General features: G+C 48.9%; 22 protein-coding genes and 1 pseudogene. 22 read left to right on the forward strand and 1 reads right to left on the reverse strand.

All coding sequences use genetic code 11. The features are described from left to right. Positions 1-39 precede the first annotated feature (39 nt). The 22 genes and pseudogenes from aroQ to ACNA6I_RS03110 all read left to right on the forward strand — a co-directional run bounded on the left by aroQ (position 40) and on the right by ACNA6I_RS03110 (position 17954). Positions 40-492, forward strand: a complete 453-nt coding sequence (aroQ, locus tag ACNA6I_RS03005; protein ID WP_048006046.1) for a type II 3-dehydroquinate dehydratase — start codon at positions 40-42, stop codon at positions 490-492. A gap of 2 nt (positions 493-494) precedes the next feature. Beyond that, a complete protein-coding gene (locus tag ACNA6I_RS03010) occupies positions 495-1562 on the forward strand; it encodes a M24 family metallopeptidase (RefSeq protein ID WP_416312948.1) in 1068 nt (355 codons plus the stop codon). A gap of 37 nt (positions 1563-1599) precedes the next feature. After that, positions 1600-2157, forward strand: coding sequence for an elongation factor P (gene efp, locus ACNA6I_RS03015; protein ID WP_048006044.1), 558 nt, complete (start codon positions 1600-1602; stop codon positions 2155-2157). Between the two features lie 195 nt (positions 2158-2352). Beyond that, a complete protein-coding gene (gene spoIIIAA / locus ACNA6I_RS03020; RefSeq protein WP_251528691.1) occupies positions 2353-3279 on the forward strand; it encodes a stage III sporulation protein AA in 927 nt (308 codons plus the stop codon). Then, positions 3276-3791: a stage III sporulation protein SpoIIIAB gene (gene spoIIIAB / locus ACNA6I_RS03025; RefSeq protein ID WP_048006042.1), complete on the forward strand. Its 516-nt coding sequence runs from the start codon at positions 3276-3278 to the stop codon at positions 3789-3791. The genes spoIIIAA and spoIIIAB overlap by 4 nt, the downstream gene beginning before the upstream one ends. Before the next feature lie 19 nt (positions 3792-3810). Next, positions 3811-4017, forward strand: a complete 207-nt coding sequence (gene spoIIIAC, locus ACNA6I_RS03030; RefSeq protein ID WP_048006041.1) for a stage III sporulation protein AC — start codon at positions 3811-3813, stop codon at positions 4015-4017. A gap of 26 nt (positions 4018-4043) precedes the next feature. After that, positions 4044-4427, forward strand: a complete 384-nt coding sequence (gene spoIIIAD, locus ACNA6I_RS03035; RefSeq protein ID WP_142128645.1) for a stage III sporulation protein AD — start codon at positions 4044-4046, stop codon at positions 4425-4427. 22 nt (positions 4428-4449) lie between these two features. Further along, positions 4450-5640, forward strand: a complete 1191-nt coding sequence (gene spoIIIAE / locus ACNA6I_RS03040) for a stage III sporulation protein AE (RefSeq protein WP_048014712.1) — start codon at positions 4450-4452, stop codon at positions 5638-5640. Between the two features lie 24 nt (positions 5641-5664). Continuing rightward, positions 5665-6282 carry a stage III sporulation protein AF gene (gene spoIIIAF / locus ACNA6I_RS03045; protein WP_048006038.1) on the forward strand — a complete coding sequence of 206 codons (618 nt, stop codon included), beginning with the start codon at positions 5665-5667 and terminating at the stop codon, positions 6280-6282. Further along, the gene (spoIIIAG, locus tag ACNA6I_RS03050) at positions 6269-6907 is read left to right on the forward strand and encodes a stage III sporulation protein AG (protein ID WP_048006037.1); all 639 of its coding nucleotides are present in this window, start codon (positions 6269-6271) and stop codon (positions 6905-6907) included. Before spoIIIAF ends, spoIIIAG begins: the two co-directional genes overlap by 14 nt. A 14-nt stretch (positions 6908-6921) precedes the next feature. Next, positions 6922-7458, forward strand: a complete 537-nt coding sequence (locus ACNA6I_RS03055) for a SpoIIIAH-like family protein (RefSeq protein ID WP_048006036.1) — start codon at positions 6922-6924, stop codon at positions 7456-7458. Between the two features lie 224 nt (positions 7459-7682). Further along, on the forward strand, positions 7683-8165 hold the full coding sequence (gene accB, locus ACNA6I_RS03060) for an acetyl-CoA carboxylase biotin carboxyl carrier protein (protein ID WP_048006035.1): 483 nt from the start codon (positions 7683-7685) through the stop codon (positions 8163-8165). A gap of 15 nt (positions 8166-8180) precedes the next feature. Beyond that, the gene (accC, locus tag ACNA6I_RS03065; protein ID WP_048014023.1) at positions 8181-9533 is read left to right on the forward strand and encodes an acetyl-CoA carboxylase biotin carboxylase subunit; all 1353 of its coding nucleotides are present in this window, start codon (positions 8181-8183) and stop codon (positions 9531-9533) included. A gap of 23 nt (positions 9534-9556) precedes the next feature. Beyond that, positions 9557-9967 carry an Asp23/Gls24 family envelope stress response protein gene (locus ACNA6I_RS03070; protein WP_048006033.1) on the forward strand — a complete coding sequence of 137 codons (411 nt, stop codon included), beginning with the start codon at positions 9557-9559 and terminating at the stop codon, positions 9965-9967. A 317-nt stretch (positions 9968-10284) separates the two neighbouring features. Then, positions 10285-10810 (forward strand): annotated as a pseudogene (locus ACNA6I_RS03075) (GrpB family protein). Positions 10811-11011: 201 nt separating this feature from the next. Then, complete coding sequence (gene nusB, locus ACNA6I_RS03080; RefSeq protein ID WP_048006032.1) at positions 11012-11395, forward strand: transcription antitermination factor NusB; 384 nt, start codon at positions 11012-11014, stop codon at positions 11393-11395. Positions 11396-11416: 21 nt separating this feature from the next. Continuing rightward, positions 11417-12262 (forward strand): bifunctional 5,10-methylenetetrahydrofolate dehydrogenase/5,10-methenyltetrahydrofolate cyclohydrolase, encoded by an 846-nt coding sequence (locus tag ACNA6I_RS03085; protein ID WP_251528684.1) that lies wholly within the window; start codon positions 11417-11419, stop codon positions 12260-12262. A 135-nt stretch (positions 12263-12397) separates the two neighbouring features. Further along, positions 12398-13768 carry an exodeoxyribonuclease VII large subunit gene (gene xseA / locus ACNA6I_RS03090; protein WP_416313209.1) on the forward strand — a complete coding sequence of 457 codons (1371 nt, stop codon included), beginning with the start codon at positions 12398-12400 and terminating at the stop codon, positions 13766-13768. Beyond that, on the forward strand, positions 13746-13982 hold the full coding sequence (locus ACNA6I_RS03095) for an exodeoxyribonuclease VII small subunit (RefSeq protein ID WP_048006030.1): 237 nt from the start codon (positions 13746-13748) through the stop codon (positions 13980-13982). Before xseA ends, ACNA6I_RS03095 begins: the two co-directional genes overlap by 23 nt. Then, complete coding sequence (locus ACNA6I_RS03100) at positions 13979-14863, forward strand: polyprenyl synthetase family protein (protein WP_048006029.1); 885 nt, start codon at positions 13979-13981, stop codon at positions 14861-14863. The genes ACNA6I_RS03095 and ACNA6I_RS03100 overlap by 4 nt, the downstream gene beginning before the upstream one ends. A 356-nt stretch (positions 14864-15219) precedes the next feature. Then, positions 15220-17112, forward strand: coding sequence for a 1-deoxy-D-xylulose-5-phosphate synthase (gene dxs, locus ACNA6I_RS03105; protein ID WP_048006028.1), 1893 nt, complete (start codon positions 15220-15222; stop codon positions 17110-17112). 2 nt (positions 17113-17114) lie between these two features. Then, on the forward strand, positions 17115-17954 hold the full coding sequence (locus ACNA6I_RS03110) for a TlyA family RNA methyltransferase (RefSeq protein WP_048006027.1): 840 nt from the start codon (positions 17115-17117) through the stop codon (positions 17952-17954). 72 nt (positions 17955-18026) lie between these two features. Here ACNA6I_RS03110 and ACNA6I_RS03115 read toward each other — a convergent pair whose 3' ends face one another. After that, on the reverse strand, positions 18027-19622 hold the full coding sequence (locus ACNA6I_RS03115) for an APC family permease (protein ID WP_048006026.1): 1596 nt from the start codon (positions 19620-19622) through the stop codon (positions 18027-18029). Positions 19623-19644: the final 22 nt, after the last annotated feature.

Here is a 19644-nt window from a genome sequence, read left to right on the forward strand (position 1 = left end):
GTTCATGATGAACATTCTATTTTTTTTAGGGGAATACATATGCAGAAAACGATCCTGATATTGAACGGACCGAATTTAAACAGGCTCGGAAAAAGGGAGCCTGGTATCTATGGAAGTGAGACCCTTGCCGACCTGGAAGAACGATTGAGCCGGAAAGCAAGTGCCATGGGGTATGCAATTCAAGCGTACCAGTCCAATCATGAAGGGGAACTGATCGACTGGATCCATCGCGCTGAAGACGAAGGGGCAGCCGGAATCATCATGAACCCGGGTGCGTTCACCCATTACAGCTATGCCATCCGTGATGCCGTGGCAGCGGTGGACATACCTTTCATTGAAGTGCATATCTCCAACATTCATGCACGGGAATCCTTCCGGCACACATCCGTCATCGCTCCTGAAGCGGTGGGGCAGATTGCAGGTTTTGGTTTCCTTGGGTACGAAATGGCCATGGATGCGTTGGACAATTATCGAATGGGGAGAGGGAAATAAACATGACAAAAATTGACCGTTTACGCGAATCTTTGAATGAACGAAACATTGATGGACTCTTGATTACAAGCGAATTCAATCGCCGCTATATGACCAACTTCACGGGATCGGCAGGAGTGGTTCTCATCTCAGCGGAAAAAGCCTTATTCATCACTGACTTCCGTTATACCGAGCAGGCTGCGGAGCAGGCTGTCGGATATGACATCATCCAGCATAAAGGACCGATTCACGAAGAAGTGGCCAAGCAGGTGAAGGAACTCGGGCTCAAGAAGGTCGGCTTCGAGAAGGACTACATGACCTATGATGCCTTCACGACCTATCAGGCTGCCCTCAGTGCCGAATTTGTCCCGGTGTCGGGTGTAGTGGAAAAATTACGCTTGATTAAGACTCCTGAAGAGATTAAGATAATTAAGTATGCTGCGGACATCGCCGAAGCTACATTCAAGCATATCCTGGATTACATCAGACCTGGTTTGACCGAGCTGGACGTTTCCAATGAAATGGAGTTCTTCATGCGGAAGCAAGGCGCGACCAGTTCTTCATTCGATACCATCGTCGCATCGGGACTCCGCTCTGCCATGCCTCACGGGGTGGCAAGCGAGAAAGTCATTGAAAAAGGGGATTTTGTAACCCTTGACTTTGGTGCATACTATAATGGATATGCTTCAGATATGACAAGGACCATTTCAGTCGGTGAGCCCAGCAAGAAGCTGAAGGAAATCTACGATATCGTCCTGCAATCCCAGTTGATGGCTGTCGAGCAGATCAAACCCGGCATGACCGGTAAGGAAGCTGACGCCATCAGTCGAGACTACATAACCGAAAAAGGGTATGGGGACTGTTTCGGCCATTCACTAGGACACGGGATCGGACTTGAGGTCCACGAGGGTCCAGGGCTTTCATTCAGATCGGAAACGACCCTTGAGCCGGGTATGATCGTCACAGTGGAACCTGGCATTTACGTGCCGGGAGTCGGTGGCGTGCGGATCGAGGATGATCTGGTGATCACCGAGGATGGTAATGACAACCTCATGCATTCGTCGAAAGAATTGATCATCTTGCCATTCTGATGGCAGACAGGATTATTATATAGTAGGAGGAACATACATGATTTCAGTTAATGATTTTCGTACAGGACTAACCATCGAAGTAGATAACGGGATTTGGCGCGTGATGGATTTCCAACACGTTAAACCTGGTAAGGGAGCAGCCTTCGTACGCTCCAAGCTTCGTAACCTGCGTACAGGTGCGATCCAGGAGAAAACTTTCCGTGCGGGTGAAAAAGTGGGCAAAGCCCAAATTGACAACCGCCGCATGCAATATCTCTATGCCAATGGAGATATGCACGTATTCATGGATAACGAAAGCTACGAGCAAATCGAGCTTCCGGCTCCTTCCATTGAATATGAGTTGAAGTACCTTAAAGAAAACATGGAAGTTTCCATCATGATGTATCAAGGTGAAACATTGGGTGTTGAGCTTCCGAACACGGTTGAACTCGAAGTAACAGAAACAGAACCAGGAATCAAAGGCGATACGGCTTCCGGCGGATCAAAACCTGCCAAAACGGAAACCGGACTTGTGGTGAACGTTCCTTTCTTCGTCAATGAAGGGGATAAATTGGTTGTAAACACAACGGATGGTTCATACGTATCACGCGCATAATCCAAACAGAAAGCCAAGCGGAAATTCCGCTTGGCTTTTTTTATTTGCCCGAAACGGTCCCTATCTCCGCCCTGATAATCCCATTCCCGAACCTCACCGAACAATCTGTCATAAACCGACCGTTGGCGAAATACATTGTATTATCCGGGAGCTTGTACATATCCCGTAATGGAATTTCGTTAGGAGGTAGAGTTCATGCAAGAGATCCTGGCCATGCTTCCCACCACCATATCCAGCCATATTCAGCTCCTGCCGCGACCATTGCTAGAATCCATTGAAGAGATAAGGGTGAGAACCCATAGAGAACTGGAAGTGACGTCAAGGGGGAAGCCGCATTTCCTCCCGTACACAGTCACCGCAGAAGATAGCGAAAACCTGATAAACAAACTGTCGAAGCACTCGTTTTATGCACTGGAAGAGGAGCTGAGACGAGGATATATCACCATCGAAGGAGGACACCGGGTCGGTCTCGCCGGGAAAGTCATCCTCGAAGGAGGGGTCGTGAAGGGCATACGGAACCTGTCCTCCTTCAACATCCGCGTCGCCCGTCAAAAGATCGGGATCGCGGAGCCCCTCATCCCCTATCTGTCAGACGGAGGATGGAAGCATACGATGATCATCGGGCCCCCACAGACAGGGAAGACCACGTTGCTGAGGGATATTGCACGCATGATCTCAAGCGGGGTACCCGGGGAACGGATCCCACCGGCGAAGGTGGGGATTGTGGATGAACGATCCGAAATTGCAGGGTGTGTGGAAGGTGTACCTCAGTTGTCATTCGGCCAGCGCATCGATGTACTCGATGCCTGTCCGAAAGCAGAGGGCATGATGATGCTCATCCGTTCCATGAGCCCAGATGTGCTTATCGTGGATGAAATCGGCCGTCAAGAAGACGGTACCGCCATTCAGGAAGCTGTCAATGCAGGAATCACCCTGATATCAACGGTCCATGGTGATTCCCTAGAAGAGGTGAGAAAGCGCCCGGTGATCAGGGAGGTCATGGACCTTCATACATTCGATCGATTCGTGGAGCTGAAAAAGGGGGGAGAGCCTGGTGTGATCCATCGTGTGCTCGATGCAGATGGGAAGCTGCTTTCACCATCAGGGCTCAGAGCTACATGATCAAAATCATCGGTGCAATCTTCATTCTGCTGTCCACTTCGTGGGCAGGATTTGAGCTATCCAAAGTCTTGACGGAGCGACCGAAACAATTACGCTCGTTGAAGTCGGCACTTCAGTATCTTGAAGCTGAGATCACCTATAGCCATACCCCGCTTCATGAAGCGGCCAGGAAAATATCATCGCAGCTCACATCCCCCGTATCCCTGATCTTTGATTCCTTCTCCAGGAAGTTGACCAAGGAGGAAATATCCGTACGGAGGGCATGGGAGGAAAGCCTGGATGCAATATGGAAAATGACCGCCCTCAAGAAGGAGGATTACGAAATCCTCAAACAGTTTGGACAGACGCTCGGCCGTCATGACATTGTCACGGAACAAAAGCATATCAGACTTGCCTTGCTGCACTTGGAACGAGAAGAAGTAGAAGCGGCCGAGAAGCAGAAGAAGTATGAACGGATGACTAAGAGCCTCGGTTTTTTGACGGGGCTGCTTCTCATCATCCTTCTGCTGTGACGCGAAGGAGGAAAACAAGATGGGAATAGACGTGGATATCATTTTTAAAATTGCAGGGGTGGGGATCGTCGTGGCTTTCCTTCACACGATCCTTGATCAAATGGGAAAGAAGGAATATGCCCAGTGGGTCACGTTATTCGGTTTTATCTATATTCTGTTCATGGTGGCATCCATCGTGGATGAATTATTTCAAAAAATCAAATCGGTCTTCTTGTATCAGGGATAGGAAAGGGGGGGACGACGATTGAGATCATCCAGATAGTCGGAATCGCACTAGTCTCGACCTTCCTGGCCTTGCTCATCAAGGAACAGAAGCCGAACTTTGCTTTTCTGCTCATCGTTTTTGTCGGCTGCTCGATCTTCCTGTTCCTCATTGATCAGATCTACGCCATCATTCATATGCTTGAGAAACTGGCTGCGAATGCAAATGTGAACCTTGTGTATGTTCAGACGATCCTGAAGATCATCGGGATCGCCTATATAGCTGAATTTGCCGCTCATATCACGAGGGATGCCGGGGAGGGAGCCATCGCTGCCAAGGTCGAGCTTGCCGGGAAGATCCTGATCCTCGCCATGGCCATCCCGATTTTGACGGTCATCATCGAAACGATCATCAATATGATCCCGTCCACTTGAACCGTTCCCGAGGAGGGAAATCATGAAAGTCATCCAACGCACGTTCGTGCTCATCCTATTAATCACCTTCTTATTCCCTGCAACCGGACAAGCCGAAGGAAATTCGGGGGAGGATTCAACCCTCCAGGATGAAATGATCAACGAGCAGATCGATCATCTCGGTATCGATGAGCTGAAAGGATATTGGACAAGCATCGTGGATGATTACGGGGGGTTCCTACCTGAGAGTCAAAAAGGAAGCCTCATCGACTTCATCAAAGGAGAGAAAGAGTTTTCGTTCAAAGCTTGGTTCACCGGACTGCTGCACTTTGCGTTTCAGGAGCTGATGATGAACGGCAAGCTTCTCGGTACACTGATCCTCCTCACGATCTTCAGTATGTTCCTTCAGTCGCTTCAGAATGCATTTGAAGGAGGGAATGTCAGCAAGGTCGCTTATGGGATCGTCTTCATGGTCCTGATCATCATCGCCCTTAACAGCTTCCATGTGGCCATCGATTATACGTATGAGGCCATCACCACCATGGTCAATTTCATCATCGCCCTCATCCCGCTCCTGCTCGCATTGATCGCTGCATCAGGCGGCCTCATATCTGCTGCCTTCTTTCATCCGGTCATCATCTTCCTCATGAATACAAGCGGTCTATTGATCAAGAATGTCGTCCTGCCCCTCCTATTCCTGTCCACGCTTCTGAGCATCGTGAGCACCTTATCGACCCACTATAAGGTTACGCAACTCGCACAGCTCCTCAGGACATGGAGCATTGGATTGCTGGGTGCATTCATGACCATCTTTCTTGGCGTGATCTCAGTCCAGGGGACCACTGCCGCCGTCTCGGACGGTGTCTCGATCAGGACGGCCAAATTCGTCACCGGGAATTTCGTCCCCGTGATCGGCCGGATGTTCACCGATGCAACCGACACGGTCATCAGCGCTTCGGTCCTTCTTAAGAACACCGTAGGGATCGCAGGGGTGGCCATCATCCTGCTGATTGCGGCATTCCCCGCCATCAAGATTCTGATGATTGCGTTCATCTATAAACTGGCTGCCGCCCTCCTCCAGCCTCTTGGGGGAGGACCGGTGATTGAGTGCCTCGATACCATCTCGAAAAGCATTATTTACGTCTTTGCTGCCCTGGCCATCGTATCGTTCATGTTTTTCCTCAGCATCACCATCATCGTAGCTGCAGGGAACATTACCATGATGGTCCGGTAACAGCTTTCAAAAGGAGGATCCCCGATGTCATTTTTAACCGAATGGATCACGAACATCATCGTGTTCATCCTCTTGGCGACGGTCATCGACATGCTCCTGCCAAGCTCGAACATGAAGAAGTATGCCAAAATCGTCACCGGTCTCATCCTGATCACGATCATCTTGACGCCACTCCTTAAATTGTTCACAACCGATTTTGACGCAGCCCTTGCGTCCATGGATTGGAAGCAATCAACCAGTCAATCTGTAGAAAATTCGATTGAATCGAAGAAAAAAGAAATACAAGCTTCACAGCGTGCATATATTTTAGAACAAATGGCTGTCCAAATGAAAAACGATGCTGAAAAGGAGATGATGGACCGGCATAACAAAGTCATTGACAGTGTCGACATACAGGCCGAAGATCTGGACCGGTTGCCCGAGAGCATCACGAGCGTCACGGTTCATCTGACGGAGGAAAAAGATGATTCGGTAGAAGCGGTACAGATGGTGGAGATCGATTCACAAGAGAAGAAGGTAAACAGGGAAGCAAAAAATGACAACTCAGGGATCGCCTCATTTCTAGCAGAAAAATGGAGTCTGGACCAGGATCAGCTAATCATTTCAGTCGAAGGGGGGAATTCATCCCGTGAATCTCGATAAAGGACCGTTACAAGCATTGAAGGAATGGTTTTCAAAGGAAAGGCCAAACCCTCCGCCAGGTAAGAAAGGGAAGAAATATCAATACGTCCTGATCGTATTGCTCCTCGGGGTAGCCTTTATGCTGATGAGTGATCTATGGGTGCCGAAAAAAGATGCCGTCGAAGTTTCTAGTAGTCCTGAGGAGGTACCGGCTTTTGGGTCAAAAGAATCCGATACGGAGCAGCTGATGAAAGAATATGAAGAACATTATAAGAATCAGCTCAAGGAAGCGCTCGATCAGATTGTCGGTGTGAGCGAAGCCCATGTCGTCGTCAACGTCGAAGCAACGGAGAGCAAGGTGTTCGAGAAAAATGCGACCCAATCCAATCAGAAGACCGATGAGGTAGACAAGCAAGGCGGGGAACGGTCCATCCAGGAAAGCAACAAGGAAGAACAGATCGTGATCATCCGGGATGGAGAGAAAGAAGTTCCCATCATCAAAGAAACAAAAAAACCAAAAGTAAGCGGAGTCCTGGTGGTAGCCAAGGGAGCCGATAATATACAGCTGAAAAAATGGATCATCGAGGCAGTGACCCGTACGCTGGATGTACCAAGCCACCGGGTTTCGGTCCTACCGAAAAAATAAGGGGGAAACGATACATGTTATTGAAAAAGCAAACGGTATGGTTGTTGACGATGCTGAGCCTTGTGATTGTCCTATCGGTATATTACATCACTTCACCTACGCAGCAGGCCACGGATTTCGCAGCAGAAGATGCAAAAAAAGGGGCAAAGGACAAAGAAACATCGGGTGATGTGGAAGTGGTGACGGATGCTGCCGGCAATGAAATGTTCGAAGCCCTCCGCATCGAAGTAAATGAGAAGCGGGATCAGATGAGGGAGGAACTTGAAGCGAAAGTGGGAGATCCGGAAGTTTCGGCAGAAGATAAAAGCGCTGCCTATGAAGAAATGGAAAACCTGAAGGATTCGGCCATGACAGAGGAAGTCCTTGAAACGCTGATCAAAACGATGGGCTACAAGGATGCACTCGTCAGGGCATCAGCAGAGAATATCCGTATCACAGTCAAGTCTGATAAAGAGCATAGTGCCACTGAGGCCAATGAAATCATCCGCCTCGTCAAAAGTGAAGTCGGTCAATTGAAGCCGGTTGCAGTAGAGTTCCAGCCGAATAATTAAGTCCGCTCCAAAGCCTGATTTCCCGGAAGGGGAGGTCAGGCTTTTTTTGTTCTCCATTTTTTCGGGTAACCATTTTATTTTTTTGTTGAAAAGGTCTAGAATAAGGGTAAGGGATAGGTAAGTCCCACCACAACAAGAATCATATGTTGAATTTAGACTAGATATTATCGTATGATATTAGTAGCTAGTCATAATTAGTTAACCATTAAGAGGGGTGTAAAATTGTGTTAAAAATCCAAGAAATCCGGGAAATAATCAAATTGGTAGACCAATCAAGTGTGGATGAATTTACATACGAGCACGAAGGTTCCAAGATCAAGCTGAAAAAGAACGCTGTACAACAGGTACAAGCCGTACAAGAGGTACGCGAACCGGCCGTTCAGGCCATCCAACAGGCTCCGGCTGCAACAGCACCTGCACCAAAGCAGGAAGCACCGGCAGCGGAAGCACCTGCAGATCAATCCAATCTTCATACCATCACGTCACCGATGGTAGGGACATTCTATCAATCCTCTTCACCAGAATCAGGTGCCTATGTGAAATTGGGCTCCAAAGTGGACGAGAATTCCGTTGTCTGCATCGTTGAAGCCATGAAGCTGTTCAACGAAATCGAAGCCGAAGTAAAAGGGGAAATCGCCGAGATCCTAGTGAAGGATGGTCAACTGGTCGAATACGGTCAGCCATTGTTCTTGGTGAAACCTGAATAAGGAGCGAATGGACTCATGATTAAGAAAGTATTAGTTGCCAATCGGGGAGAGATCGCCGTCCGCATCATCCGGGCTTGCCGGGATATGGACATCGAAAGCGTAGCCGTCTACTCCGAAGCAGATAAAGAAGCACTACACGTACAGCTGGCCGATGAAGCATATTGTATCGGTCCGAAGACGTCGAAAGACAGCTACCTGAATTTCACGAATATCATCTCTGTTGCAAAGCTCACAGGCTGTGATGCGATCCATCCAGGCTATGGCTTCCTTGCGGAGAACTCTGATTTCGCGGAATTATGCCGCGAATGCCACATCACGTTCATCGGCCCATCACCTGAAGCCATTTCGAAAATGGGTACGAAGGATGTGGCGCGTGAAACGATGCGCGAAGCAGGTGTACCCGTCGTTCCCGGCTCCAAAGGGATCGTCAAGGATGCAGAAGAAGCAGTAGCACTTGCTGAATCCATGGGATATCCTGTCATCATCAAGGCGACTGCCGGCGGTGGAGGTAAAGGGATCCGTGTTGCGAAGACCGAAGAAGAGCTCGTGAAGGGTGTCAACATCACCCAGCAGGAAGCAATGACGGCATTCGGGAACCCGGGTGTCTATATCGAGAAATTCATCGAGGATTTCCGTCACGTCGAGATCCAGGTCATGGCTGATAATTTCGGGAACGTCATCCACCTCGGGGAGCGTGACTGCACGATCCAACGTCGTCTGCAAAAGCTCCTTGAAGAAAGCCCGTCACCTGCCTTGAACGAAGAAGTTCGGGAAAGAATGGGAGATGCTGCTGTAAAAGCGGCAGAAGCGGTTGATTATACAGGTGCCGGCACGGTAGAATTTATCTATGATTACAATCAGCAATCCTTCTATTTCATGGAGATGAATACCCGTATCCAGGTCGAACATCCCGTGACGGAACAAGTCACTGGCGTCGACCTCATCAAGGAACAGATCCGGGTGGCTTCAGGGGAGAAACTTTCCCTGACACAAGAAGATGTGACCTTCAACGGGTGGGCGATCGAGTGCCGCATCAACGCAGAGAATCCTGAAAAGAACTTCATGCCATCCGCGGGAAGGATCGAAATGTATCTGCCTCCAGGCGGTGTAGGTGTAAGGGTCGATTCTGCTGCATATCCTGGTTATATGATCCCGCCTTACTACGATAGCATGATCGCGAAGGTCATTTCATTCGGGGCAACGAGGGAAGAAGCCATTTCAAGGATGAAGCGTGCACTGAATGAATTCGTTGTCGAAGGAGTTCACACAACCATCGGATTCCACTTGAAACTGTTGGAACACGAAACCTTTGTAGGTGGAGATTTCAATACGAAATTCCTAGAGAAATATGAAATTATGAAATCCTAGAGAAATCCAGGGAGGGACCACGAATGGCGGAAAATCAAAATCTTTTACAGATGTCTCACGGTAAAGACGGACTTGGGAAGATCGAAATCGCTCCGGAAGTGATCGAGGTCATTGCGGGGATCGCGGCCTCTGAAGTGGAAGGCGTCTCACAGATGCGCGGAAACTTTGCGTCAGGTGTCGTTGAACGCCTAGGCAAGAAAAATCATGGTAAAGGTGTCAAAGTGGAACTTGCTGAAGACGGTATCCTGATCGATGTATACTGCATCATGCAGTTCGGCGTCTCCATTCCGAATGTCGCCCAAAAGATCCAGGACAATATCCGTCAGGCACTCTTGAACATGACGGCCCTAGAGGCAGAAGAAGTCAACGTTCATATCGTCGGCGTACAGTTTGAAAATCAAAGGATCGAACCTGAGATTGAAGAAGAAATGTAGTAGAAAAGGGCAGCCTGTCATGGGCTGCCTTTTTTCTTTCGGAATGGAGGATAAGGGTGTTCCATCTTTTCAATGGCTCAGCTTATGTATGACGGTCCAGGACGACCCGCCCCTGCTTCAATAATATTGGACGCAACACAGTCCATAAAAAACGATGAGGGCGAGGGAGTGAGAATGCCCAATCGAAAGCGAAGCTTTTATAAGGAAGGGTACGCCGCTTGATACCAACGCAGTCAGTTCTGGCGGATATCGAACCTGTGATAATCTGATGGTGACGGAGATCCCTAATAGCGCTTTGTTCAAGGAGGATGGGCGATATGACCAATGATGATCAGCTGAATATCCCGGTATGGGCATATGAAACAATTGAGATCAAGAATTCAGACCTCACTTGGAAGGATAGAGGTATCCTGGAAAGCAAAGAGCTGCACCGCATCCTTTCTGCATTCGGAGTCAAGGAAGTAGAACACATTGGAAGTACAGCCATTCCCGATCTGCCCGCTAAGCCCATTATCGACTTGATGGCTTCTCTTTCATGATTTGGACAGATCAACAGAATAGCGGATCATCTATCTATGTACGATTGGCATTATGTCCCCAAAAAATTAGACAAACAGCAGTGGAGAAGATTCTTTGTAAAAGTAAAGAACGATAAACGGGTAGCTCATTTACATCTCATGCAAGAAGGACAAAAACGCTGGGGTGAGCAACTTATATTTCGAGATACGTCTTGCGGATCAATATGCTGCACTTAAAAGACGGTTAGCACAAGAATATAATCATGACCGTGAGAGATATACCCAAGCACAAACAGAATTTATCAATCATGTGCTGTGCGAATAAACGGACGGGGGCTGAAACGGCTTAAACAAACGGGGCCGTCTGGATATGTAAGTTTCTTTCGTAGTTGATTAACCTTCCAATCCCATTTATCATTATTGTTTTTAGAATATTGATTTTTTTAGTTACGCGTGCGTATTGGTGCCGGTTTGTGCTATTATCAAAGGTATGTAAATTGAGTTTGGATTAAAAGGAGTCATTATAATGAAAAGAAGAGTAGCCCGTGAAAAGGCATTGCAGGCGTTATTTCAAATAGATATGAGCGGGATTGAGCCGGAGGCGGCCCTTTCGAATGTGTTGGAAGAAGAGAAGATGGATGCATACCTACAGCAGCTTGTGCTTGGGTTCATTGAACACCAGGATTCCATCGACGAGGTCATCAAAGGGAATCTTGAAAAATGGTCGTTCGATCGATTGGCCAAGGTCGATCGCAATATTTTGCGTATCGGTACCTATGAACTTCTTCATGTAGAGGACGTACCTGGAAAAGTCGCGATCAATGAAGCCGTTGAGATTGCCAAGATTTTCGGAGACGAGCAGTCAAGTAAGTTCGTCAATGGAGTGCTGTCCAAAGTGAAGCAAGACTGATCGAGAAGGGAGCTTGTGCGGATGTCGACCAGGATCATAGATGGTACGAAGATTTCTTATGAGTGGCGTCTGGAATTGAAGGCCCGGGTCAGAAAGCTGAAACAACGTGGCATCACTCCGGGACTTGCCATCATCCTCGTCGGGGATAATCCTGCATCGAGGTCCTTTGTCAGGTTAAAAGAAAAGGCTTGTTCCGATGTCGGTATCCATTCCGAACTCCATCACTTTGAGTCTGCCGATCAAGACCAGTTAGTTGGACTCATTGATCAGTTGAACACAGCCGGCCATATACACGGTATCCTCGTCCAGTTGCCCCTTCCCGGCCATATCGACCCCGCCAGCGTCGTGGGGGCGGTATCCCCGACGAAGGATATCGATGGCCTTCATCCCCTTTCCATCGGCAGGTTGGCAACCGCTCAGGAAACCTTCCACCCTTGCGCCCCCCTCGCCATCACCAAAATGCTTCAGCATGAGAAAATCCCCATCGCAGGCCGTCACGTGGTGATCATCGGTAAGAGCAATCTGATCGGTAAACCGTTAGGGACGATGCTAGTGAACCGTGATGCGACTGTAACACAATGTCAATCGATCACGGAGGATCTCTTTTCCCTCACCAGACAGGCCGACATCCTCATCTCCGCCGCAGGAAAGGCCGGGTTTATCGGAAGAGAAGCCATTAAACCCGGAGCCCTGGTCATCGATGCTGGTATGAACAGGGGAGAAGATGGCGGCGTTTGCGGTGATGTCGATGCCGATGACGTGATGGGACGGGCCGGCTTGCTTACACCGGTTCCAGGTGGAATCGGCCCTTTGACCATCACCATGCTTCTTCATAATACAGTGAAGTCTGCCACGGGCATGTTTTGAATCGTAAAAATGAGTGAAACATAGTACAATGGATACCAATGGAAGGGACAGCGGATGCGTCCCTTTCTTTTGATTGAGCACCTGCTCATTCAGACGCCCAGTACATGCAAAAAAGGAGTCAGGACTCACATGGAGATGGAACAAGCAACCTACTTAACCGTACAAGCTCTGACAAAATACATAAAACGGAAATTTGACCGGGATCCTCATTTGAACGGTGTCTACGTCAAAGGGGAGATCTCGAACTTCAAACGGCATTCCAGCGGTCATATGTATTTCACGTTGAAAGATGAAAAGGCACGCATCCTGGCCGTGATGTTTTCAAGCCAGAATCAGTCGCTGAAGTTCAGACCGGAAAACGGGATGAATGTTCTCATTCGCGGAGATCTATCCGTCTACGAAGCAGGCGGACAGTATCAAATTTATGTGAAGGATATGCAGCCCGACGGTATCGGTGCTCTTTATCTTGCGTATGAACAGCTCAAGGAAAAGCTGAAGGGTGCCGGATATTTCGATGAGTCCAGGAAAAAGAAGATCCCTTCCTTCCCGTCCAGGATCGCTGTCGTCACGTCCCCGACAGGAGCGGCCATCAGGGATATCATCACTACCATCAAAAGGAGATACCCCATCGGGGAAGTCCTCGTCTACCCTGCACTGGTCCAAGGGGAAAAAGCACCGGCTTCCGTTGCGGAGGCCATCCATAAAGTCAATGAGGACCCGACAATCGATGTATTGATCATCGGCAGGGGTGGCGGATCCATCGAAGAGTTATGGGCATTCAACGAAGAGATTGTTGCAGATGCCATAGCAGACTCGATGGTTCCCATCATTTCAGCAGTCGGACATGAAACAGATTTCACCATTGCAGACTTCGTAGCCGATCTCAGGGCGCCGACCCCTACTGCTGCCGGAGAGCTTGCCGTTCCCCACATTGATGACCTCCTTGAACGGGTGATGAACCGTAAACTCCGGCTCATCAAAGCCTTCAAAAACAGGCTCAACCATGATCGTCAACGGCTGGAAACACTGAGAAGGTCCTATTCGTTACGAAATCCTCATCTGGTCTACCAGCAGAAGATGGAGCAACTCGACCGTCTCAATGAGAAGATGGACAGGGCAGCAGCCTCCTGTCTCAAAGAGCTGCAGGACCATACCGATCAATTAACTGAAAGGATGCTTCGTCTTCATCCGGATCGTATGATCAAGCTTCAAGGGGAACGATTGCGATCCATGCAGTCACGACTTGAAAAGCAATATGCCTCGGGACTGAAGGAGAAGCGCCAACAGTTCTTGTCGATTCTCTCGACGTTGGAGGCGCTGAGCCCATTGAAAGTCATGGAACGTGGATATAGCTTGTCCTACAGTGAAGATGACAGTTTGATCACCTCGGTTGCACAGGTGCAAAAAGGACAATCCCTGACCGTCCGGGTCAAAGATGGTCGAATACATTGTAAGGCAGATTCTATTGAGGAGAGTGAACCACATGCCGAAAGCAAAGAAAAATGAACCGACGTTTGAAGAGGCGATTGCTCAGCTTGAAGAAATCGTAGAAAAGCTCGAAGAAGGCGAGGTCCCTTTGGAACAGGCCATCGATTACTATCAGAAGGGGATGAACCTTTCTAAGTATTGCCACGATACGCTTCAGCAAGCGGAGAATAAGCTTACGAAGATGATGACGGATGAGGGGGAGCAAACGATCGATCTCCCTGAGGAGGAATGATCATGTCGTTCAATGATTTTCAAACCACCTATCTTTCTGAAGTAACTAACCATATGATTGGGAAGGTGAAAGCTCTGACCCTTCCCGATCACCTGAAGGAGTCGATGATCTATTCCTTGCAGGCAGGTGGCAAAAGACTTCGCCCCCTCATGGTGCTGGCCACCATGCAATCTTTCGGACGGGATCCGAAAACAGGGATGGCAGCGGCTTCTGCACTTGAAATGATCCATACATATTCCCTCATCCATGATGATCTGCCTGCTATGGATGATGATGATTTGAGGAGGGGCAACCCGACGAATCATAAAGTGTTCGGTGAGGCAATGGCCATCCTTGCAGGGGATGGGCTGCTCACATTCAGCTTTCAACTGCTTGCTGAAGATGAGCATCTCTCAGACAAGAAGAAGGTCGAACTGATCGCCCTCCTTGCCCGCTGTGCTGGGCCAGAGGGGATGGTTGGAGGTCAAGTCGCCGATATCGAAGGGGAAAATGGAGAGTTGACCGTAGAAGAACTACAGTCGATCCATATCCGCAAAACGGGCAAGCTTCTTATGTTCTCCGTCATGGCAGGGGCCATCATGTCAGATGCCTCTGAAGAAGAGCGTGCTTCCTTAGAGGAGTTTGCTTATCATATCGGTCTTGCCTTCCAGATCCAGGACGATATCCTGGATATCGAGGGTTCGGAAGAATTGATCGGAAAGCCGGTCGGAAGCGATGAATCCAAACATAAGAGCACCTATCCGAAACTTTTGACCATGGCGGGAGCAAAGGAAAAACTGGCATATCATCTCAATGGGGCACTCGCGTCCTTGAAAAGGGTGGACAGAGATACGGTCCTTCTTGAAGAGATCGCCAACCTCATAGCCGTGCGTAACCACTGACAGCTGCTGTTTGAGGACAATACCCTTTTATGGTATAATCCACTCAGGAAAGCCATTACATCGGACGTTGAGAAACAGGATGAAGTCCGGTCCATAGTGAACAATTCAATACATTGAATGATCAGCATGGCCGTTATCACATTCGTGTTAGCGGCTATTTTTACACGCGGGGACAAGTGCTTTCACTCAGTGAAAGTCAAAGCACTTGGAAAATTGCCCGGAATTGCGTATTCTAGGGAATATACAGTGAAAAATGTCGAAATCGGCGAAATGAATACCCCAAGTGGAAATCATACAAAACGCAAAACGTCAAACACAGGAAATAAACTAACTAGTGATGAAAGTGAGTGGACCATATGGATTTATTATCGATTAAAGATCCCTCTTTCTTAAAGGATATGTCCAATGAACAACTGGAGGGGCTCAGTCAGGATATCCGTGATTTCCTGATCGGGAATCTTTCCAAAACCGGCGGTCATATCGGGCCGAATCTCGGCGTGGTCGAATTGACTGTAGCCCTTCATAAGCATTTTGATAGTCCCAAGGACAAAATTTTATGGGATGTGGGACATCAGTCCTATGTACACAAGATCCTGACGGGGCGTGCAGGTCAGTTCGATACCCTTAGACAATATAAGGGACTATGCGGCTTCCCTAAACGGAATGAAAGCGAGCACGACGTATGGGAGACAGGGCACAGCTCCACCTCCCTTTCGGCTGCCATGGGGATGGCGATTGCACGGGATGTGAAAAAGGAAGATTCCTATATCATCCCCGTCATCGGGGACGGTGCCCTGACTGGAGGGATGGCCCTCGAAGCCCTCAACCATATCGGCCATGAAAAGAAGGACATGATCGTCGTATTGAACGATAATGAGATGTCCATCGCACCGAATGTCGGTGCCCTGCACAATATCCTGGGCCGCCTTCGCACAGCGAATAAGTATAACTGGGTGAAGGATGAACTGGAGTATATCCTGAAGCGCATACCCGCAGTCGGAGGCAAGCTTGCCAGTACGGCTGAACGGGTGAAGGACAGCTTGAAATATCTATTCGTCTCCGGGATGTTCTTTGAAGAGCTTGGCTTTACCTATCTTGGTCCGATCGATGGACATGATTATGAAAACTTACAGGAAAACATCCAATATGCGAAAAAGACAAAAGGCCCGGTTCTCCTTCACGTCCTCACGAAGAAGGGGAAGGGGTTCCAGCCTGCTGAAAAAGACACCCTCGGTACATGGCACGGAACCGGCCCGTACAAGATCGATACGGGCGATCTGATCAAACCGGTAGGAGCTCCGCCGTCCTGGAGCAGCCTTGTCAGTGAAACGGTCAGGAGGGTCGCACGTGAAGATGAGCGGGTCGTGGCCATCACTCCTGCCATGCCGGTCGGCTCAAGCCTTCTTGGGTTTGCAGAGGAATTCCCCGACAGGATGTTCGACGTCGGGATTGCCGAACAGCATGCGGCAACCGTAGCGGCAGGTCTTGCCACTCAGGATATGAAACCGTTCCTGGCGATTTATTCGACATTCCTCCAGCGGGCCTATGATCAAGTGGTTCACGATATTTGCAGACAGAACCTCAACGTGTTCATCGGAATCGACCGTGCGGGTCTTGTCGGTGCAGACGGCGAAACACATCAAGGGGTATTCGATATTGCCTTCCTCCGTCATCTGCCGAATATGGTGCTTATGATGCCAAAAGACGAAAATGAAGGCCAGCACATGGTTAATACGGCTCTTGCCTACAACGATGGTCCGATCGCCCTGCGTTTCCCTCGTGGAAATGGCTACGGTGTGAAGATGGACGAAGAATTGAAGACCATTCCGATCGGTTCGTGGGAAATCCTCAAGGACGGGACGGATGCAGTCATCCTGACATTCGGTACCACGATCCCGATGGCCATGGAAGCAGCGGAAGACCTTGAGAAGCAAGGGGTATCGGTACGGGTCGTGAATGCACGGTTCATCAAGCCGATGGATGAGGCAATGCTCTCTTCCATTCTTTCCGAGGAAATACCAGTGTTGACCATTGAAGAAGCAGTCCTTCAGGGCGGCTTCGGAAGCGGGGTCCTCGAGTTTGCCCAGGAAAAAGGCTATCATGATGCCGTTATAGACCGCATCGGAATCCCGGATTATTTCGTGGAGCATGGAAGCGTCAAAGAACTGCTCAATGAAATCGGCATGACGAAGGAAAACGTCGTAGACCGGATCTTGACGATCACACCAAAAAAACAAAAAAGGGCTTGAACATGAAAGTGAAAAAACAACGATTAGATATACTTCTTGTAGAACAAGGTCTTTTCGAAACACGTGAAAAGGCAAAAAGGGCCGTCATGGCCGGTCTTGTGTATTCAAATGAAGTGAGACTGGATAAACCGGGTGAGAAGATAAGCGAGGATTCACCCCTGACGGTTAAAGGGAAAGTGATGCCTTACGTCAGTAGGGGAGGCTTGAAGCTTGAAAAAGCCCTCAAGGTATTCGATATCACAGCAGAAGATAAAGTCCTTCTGGATATCGGAGCCTCCACCGGGGGATTCACGGACTGTGCCCTCCAAAACGGAGCCAAAATGAGCTATGCCCTGGATGTAGGCTACAACCAGCTTGCCTGGAAGCTCAGGAAGGATGAGCGCGTGGTCGTCATGGAGCGGACAAATTTCCGATACGTGAAACCTGAGGATCTTGAAGGCGAAATGCCGAATCTTGCGTCCATCGATGTCTCCTTCATCTCACTCGCCTTGATCCTCCCTGTACTGAAGACGCTCCTTGTGCAAGGCGGCGACTGTATCGCCCTCATCAAACCGCAATTTGAAGCGGGCAGGGAACAGGTCGGGAAAAAAGGCATCGTACGAGATCCTTCTGTCCATAAGACGGTGATCGAGAAGATCATTTCCCTATCACTGAATGAGGGCTTTGATATCGAAGGTCTCTCCTTCTCACCGATCACAGGCGGGGACGGGAACATCGAGTTCCTGATCCATCTCAAATGGCAGGGACGGGAAGAAGGATTGTCTCATTTGGAGGTCACACCCGAAGAGGTAATCAAGGAAGCACATACTCAATTCAAATCTGCTCAAAAGAATGAGGAGTAAACATAAGAAAGCGTGGGACCGATTGATGGTCCCACGCTTTCTTTGTGGTAAAAGACTATAAGAATGCACATCTTAATGTGAAGTTTCTACTTTTTCTTCTGGTGTTTCATCATCCGAGTCGATCATGGCTTTCGGCAGACCCGTGTACTTCGCCCAGAAGAATATGGCGAGTGATACAATGGCAATAAGGATCAGGTCGACTGGATTATCCAGATATCCTTTTCCGCCGCCGAATGAACCGAAGTACGAGATGATGAGCATAGTGATGTAATATCCAACGAGCCACCAGGCTGATTTAAGCTGCTGTGGAAGGTTCACTTTGTCTGTCGGTACATATTTCTTGAATATGAAGTAAACGACGAACATGACCAGTTGAGAGCCCAACAACCATGAGATGGTCTTCCAACCAGACCAATAGACAATGTAAGAAGCAAAGATAAAGGAAATAGGTGCGATGATACTCATTCCTTTAAGTTTAAACGGCTTCTCTAGACCCTTTGCGTTGACCGAGAAGGTGGCCGATGAAATAGGTGCAATGGCATAGGAGAGGATCAGTGCTACTGAGCAGACATTAACCAGTGCATTCCATGAAGGGAATGGCAGTGTCCAGAAGATTGAAAGCCCCAGTGATAACCACAGGGAAGACCGGGGAATTCCCGTTACTTTGTCCACTTTGGAGAATGTCTTGAACAACGTACCGTTTCGTGACCATGCATACACAAGGCGCGCCGTTGTATTCATGAAGATGTTTCCGTTACCTCCCGGGGACAGGATGGCATCGAATACCACAAGTGCCGATAACCAGCCGAGACCCAGAACAATCGCGATATCTCCGAATGGAAGGGAGAATTCTTCTTGAATTCCAGCCCAGCCCACATTGCTGATGGTGTCAGTAGGGATGGCCCCGATGAACAATACTTGCAATGCCGTATAGATCAAGGCTGCAAGGATGATGCAGAGCACAAGGGCAATCGGGATATTCCGTTGAGGGTTCTTGACCTCGCTGGCAACCGATACGATGGGATGAAGCCCAAGATAGGCAAACATGACCCCGCCCGTTGCGATGGCTCCTTGGATACCATCAAAGCCGAATGGTGCAAAAGCTTCTACAGAGAAGTTTGCTGATTTAAAGTGGAACGACAATACGACGATGATTGTGATGGGAACGACGTATTTGAAAATGGAAATGATGATATTGGATTTGGCAAAAGCCTTTACGCTCCAAAAATTGAGCAGGAAAAAAGCGATGAGTAGTCCCAGCTGGAGCAACCAACCTCCAATCGTCGGTGACTCCGATCCCGCCTTGGTCAGACCGGGAATCCAATAAGCCAGATACTGACGCACTGCCGTTACCTCGATGGAAATCAAGCTGGTGTACGCCACGATGGTAATGAATGAGATCATGTATCCAACGAGAGGCCCGTGAGAGTAGACAGGATAGCGGATGATTCCTCCCGTGCGGGGAAGTGCCGCCCCTAACTCTGCGTATACGAGACCGATCAACAGGATGATGACGCCTCCGATGATCCAGGAGAAACTCCCGGCTGGACCCGCTTGGGATGCGACGTTACTGACAGCGAACAGCCATGCAGATCCAAAGATCGCCCCAAGACCGATTAGGGTGAGGTCCAATAGTGATATCGTCTTTTTAAATTTTCCTTGACTCATAAGTGTTATGTTCCTCCTTCTG

The organism is Rossellomorea sp. FS2 (assembly GCF_047915635.1).
GTDB classification, from domain to species: domain Bacteria; phylum Bacillota; class Bacilli; order Bacillales; family Bacillaceae_B; genus Rossellomorea; species Rossellomorea marisflavi_A.

Bases quoted from the DNA above. Each gene is read 5' to 3' on its own strand.
- spoIIIAE (WP_048014712.1), top strand. From the start codon at position 4,450: ATGAAAGTCATCCAACGCACGTTCGTGCTCATCCTATTAATCACCTTC.
- ACNA6I_RS03010 (WP_416312948.1), top strand. From the start codon at position 495: ATGACAAAAATTGACCGTTTACGCGAATCTTTGAATGAACGAAACATT.
- spoIIIAC (WP_048006041.1), top strand. From the start codon at position 3,811: ATGGGAATAGACGTGGATATCATTTTTAAAATTGCAGGGGTGGGGATC.
- spoIIIAF (WP_048006038.1), top strand. From the start codon at position 5,665: ATGTCATTTTTAACCGAATGGATCACGAACATCATCGTGTTCATCCTC.
- ACNA6I_RS03110 (WP_048006027.1), top strand. From the start codon at position 17,115: ATGAAAGTGAAAAAACAACGATTAGATATACTTCTTGTAGAACAAGGT.
- dxs (WP_048006028.1), top strand. From the start codon at position 15,220: ATGGATTTATTATCGATTAAAGATCCCTCTTTCTTAAAGGATATGTCC.
- efp (WP_048006044.1), top strand. From the start codon at position 1,600: ATGATTTCAGTTAATGATTTTCGTACAGGACTAACCATCGAAGTAGAT.
- spoIIIAA (WP_251528691.1), top strand. From the start codon at position 2,353: ATGCAAGAGATCCTGGCCATGCTTCCCACCACCATATCCAGCCATATT.
- aroQ (WP_048006046.1), top strand. From the start codon at position 40: ATGCAGAAAACGATCCTGATATTGAACGGACCGAATTTAAACAGGCTC.
- accC (WP_048014023.1), top strand. From the start codon at position 8,181: ATGATTAAGAAAGTATTAGTTGCCAATCGGGGAGAGATCGCCGTCCGC.
- nusB (WP_048006032.1), top strand. From the start codon at position 11,012: ATGAAAAGAAGAGTAGCCCGTGAAAAGGCATTGCAGGCGTTATTTCAA.
- ACNA6I_RS03100 (WP_048006029.1), top strand. From the start codon at position 13,979: ATGATCATGTCGTTCAATGATTTTCAAACCACCTATCTTTCTGAAGTA.
- ACNA6I_RS03055 (WP_048006036.1), top strand. From the start codon at position 6,922: ATGTTATTGAAAAAGCAAACGGTATGGTTGTTGACGATGCTGAGCCTT.
- spoIIIAB (WP_048006042.1), top strand. From the start codon at position 3,276: ATGATCAAAATCATCGGTGCAATCTTCATTCTGCTGTCCACTTCGTGG.
- xseA (WP_416313209.1), top strand. From the start codon at position 12,398: ATGGAACAAGCAACCTACTTAACCGTACAAGCTCTGACAAAATACATA.
- ACNA6I_RS03095 (WP_048006030.1), top strand. From the start codon at position 13,746: ATGCCGAAAGCAAAGAAAAATGAACCGACGTTTGAAGAGGCGATTGCT.
- ACNA6I_RS03085 (WP_251528684.1), top strand. From the start codon at position 11,417: ATGTCGACCAGGATCATAGATGGTACGAAGATTTCTTATGAGTGGCGT.
- ACNA6I_RS03115 (WP_048006026.1), bottom strand. From the start codon at position 19,622: ATGAGTCAAGGAAAATTTAAAAAGACGATATCACTATTGGACCTCACC.
- ACNA6I_RS03070 (WP_048006033.1), top strand. From the start codon at position 9,557: ATGGCGGAAAATCAAAATCTTTTACAGATGTCTCACGGTAAAGACGGA.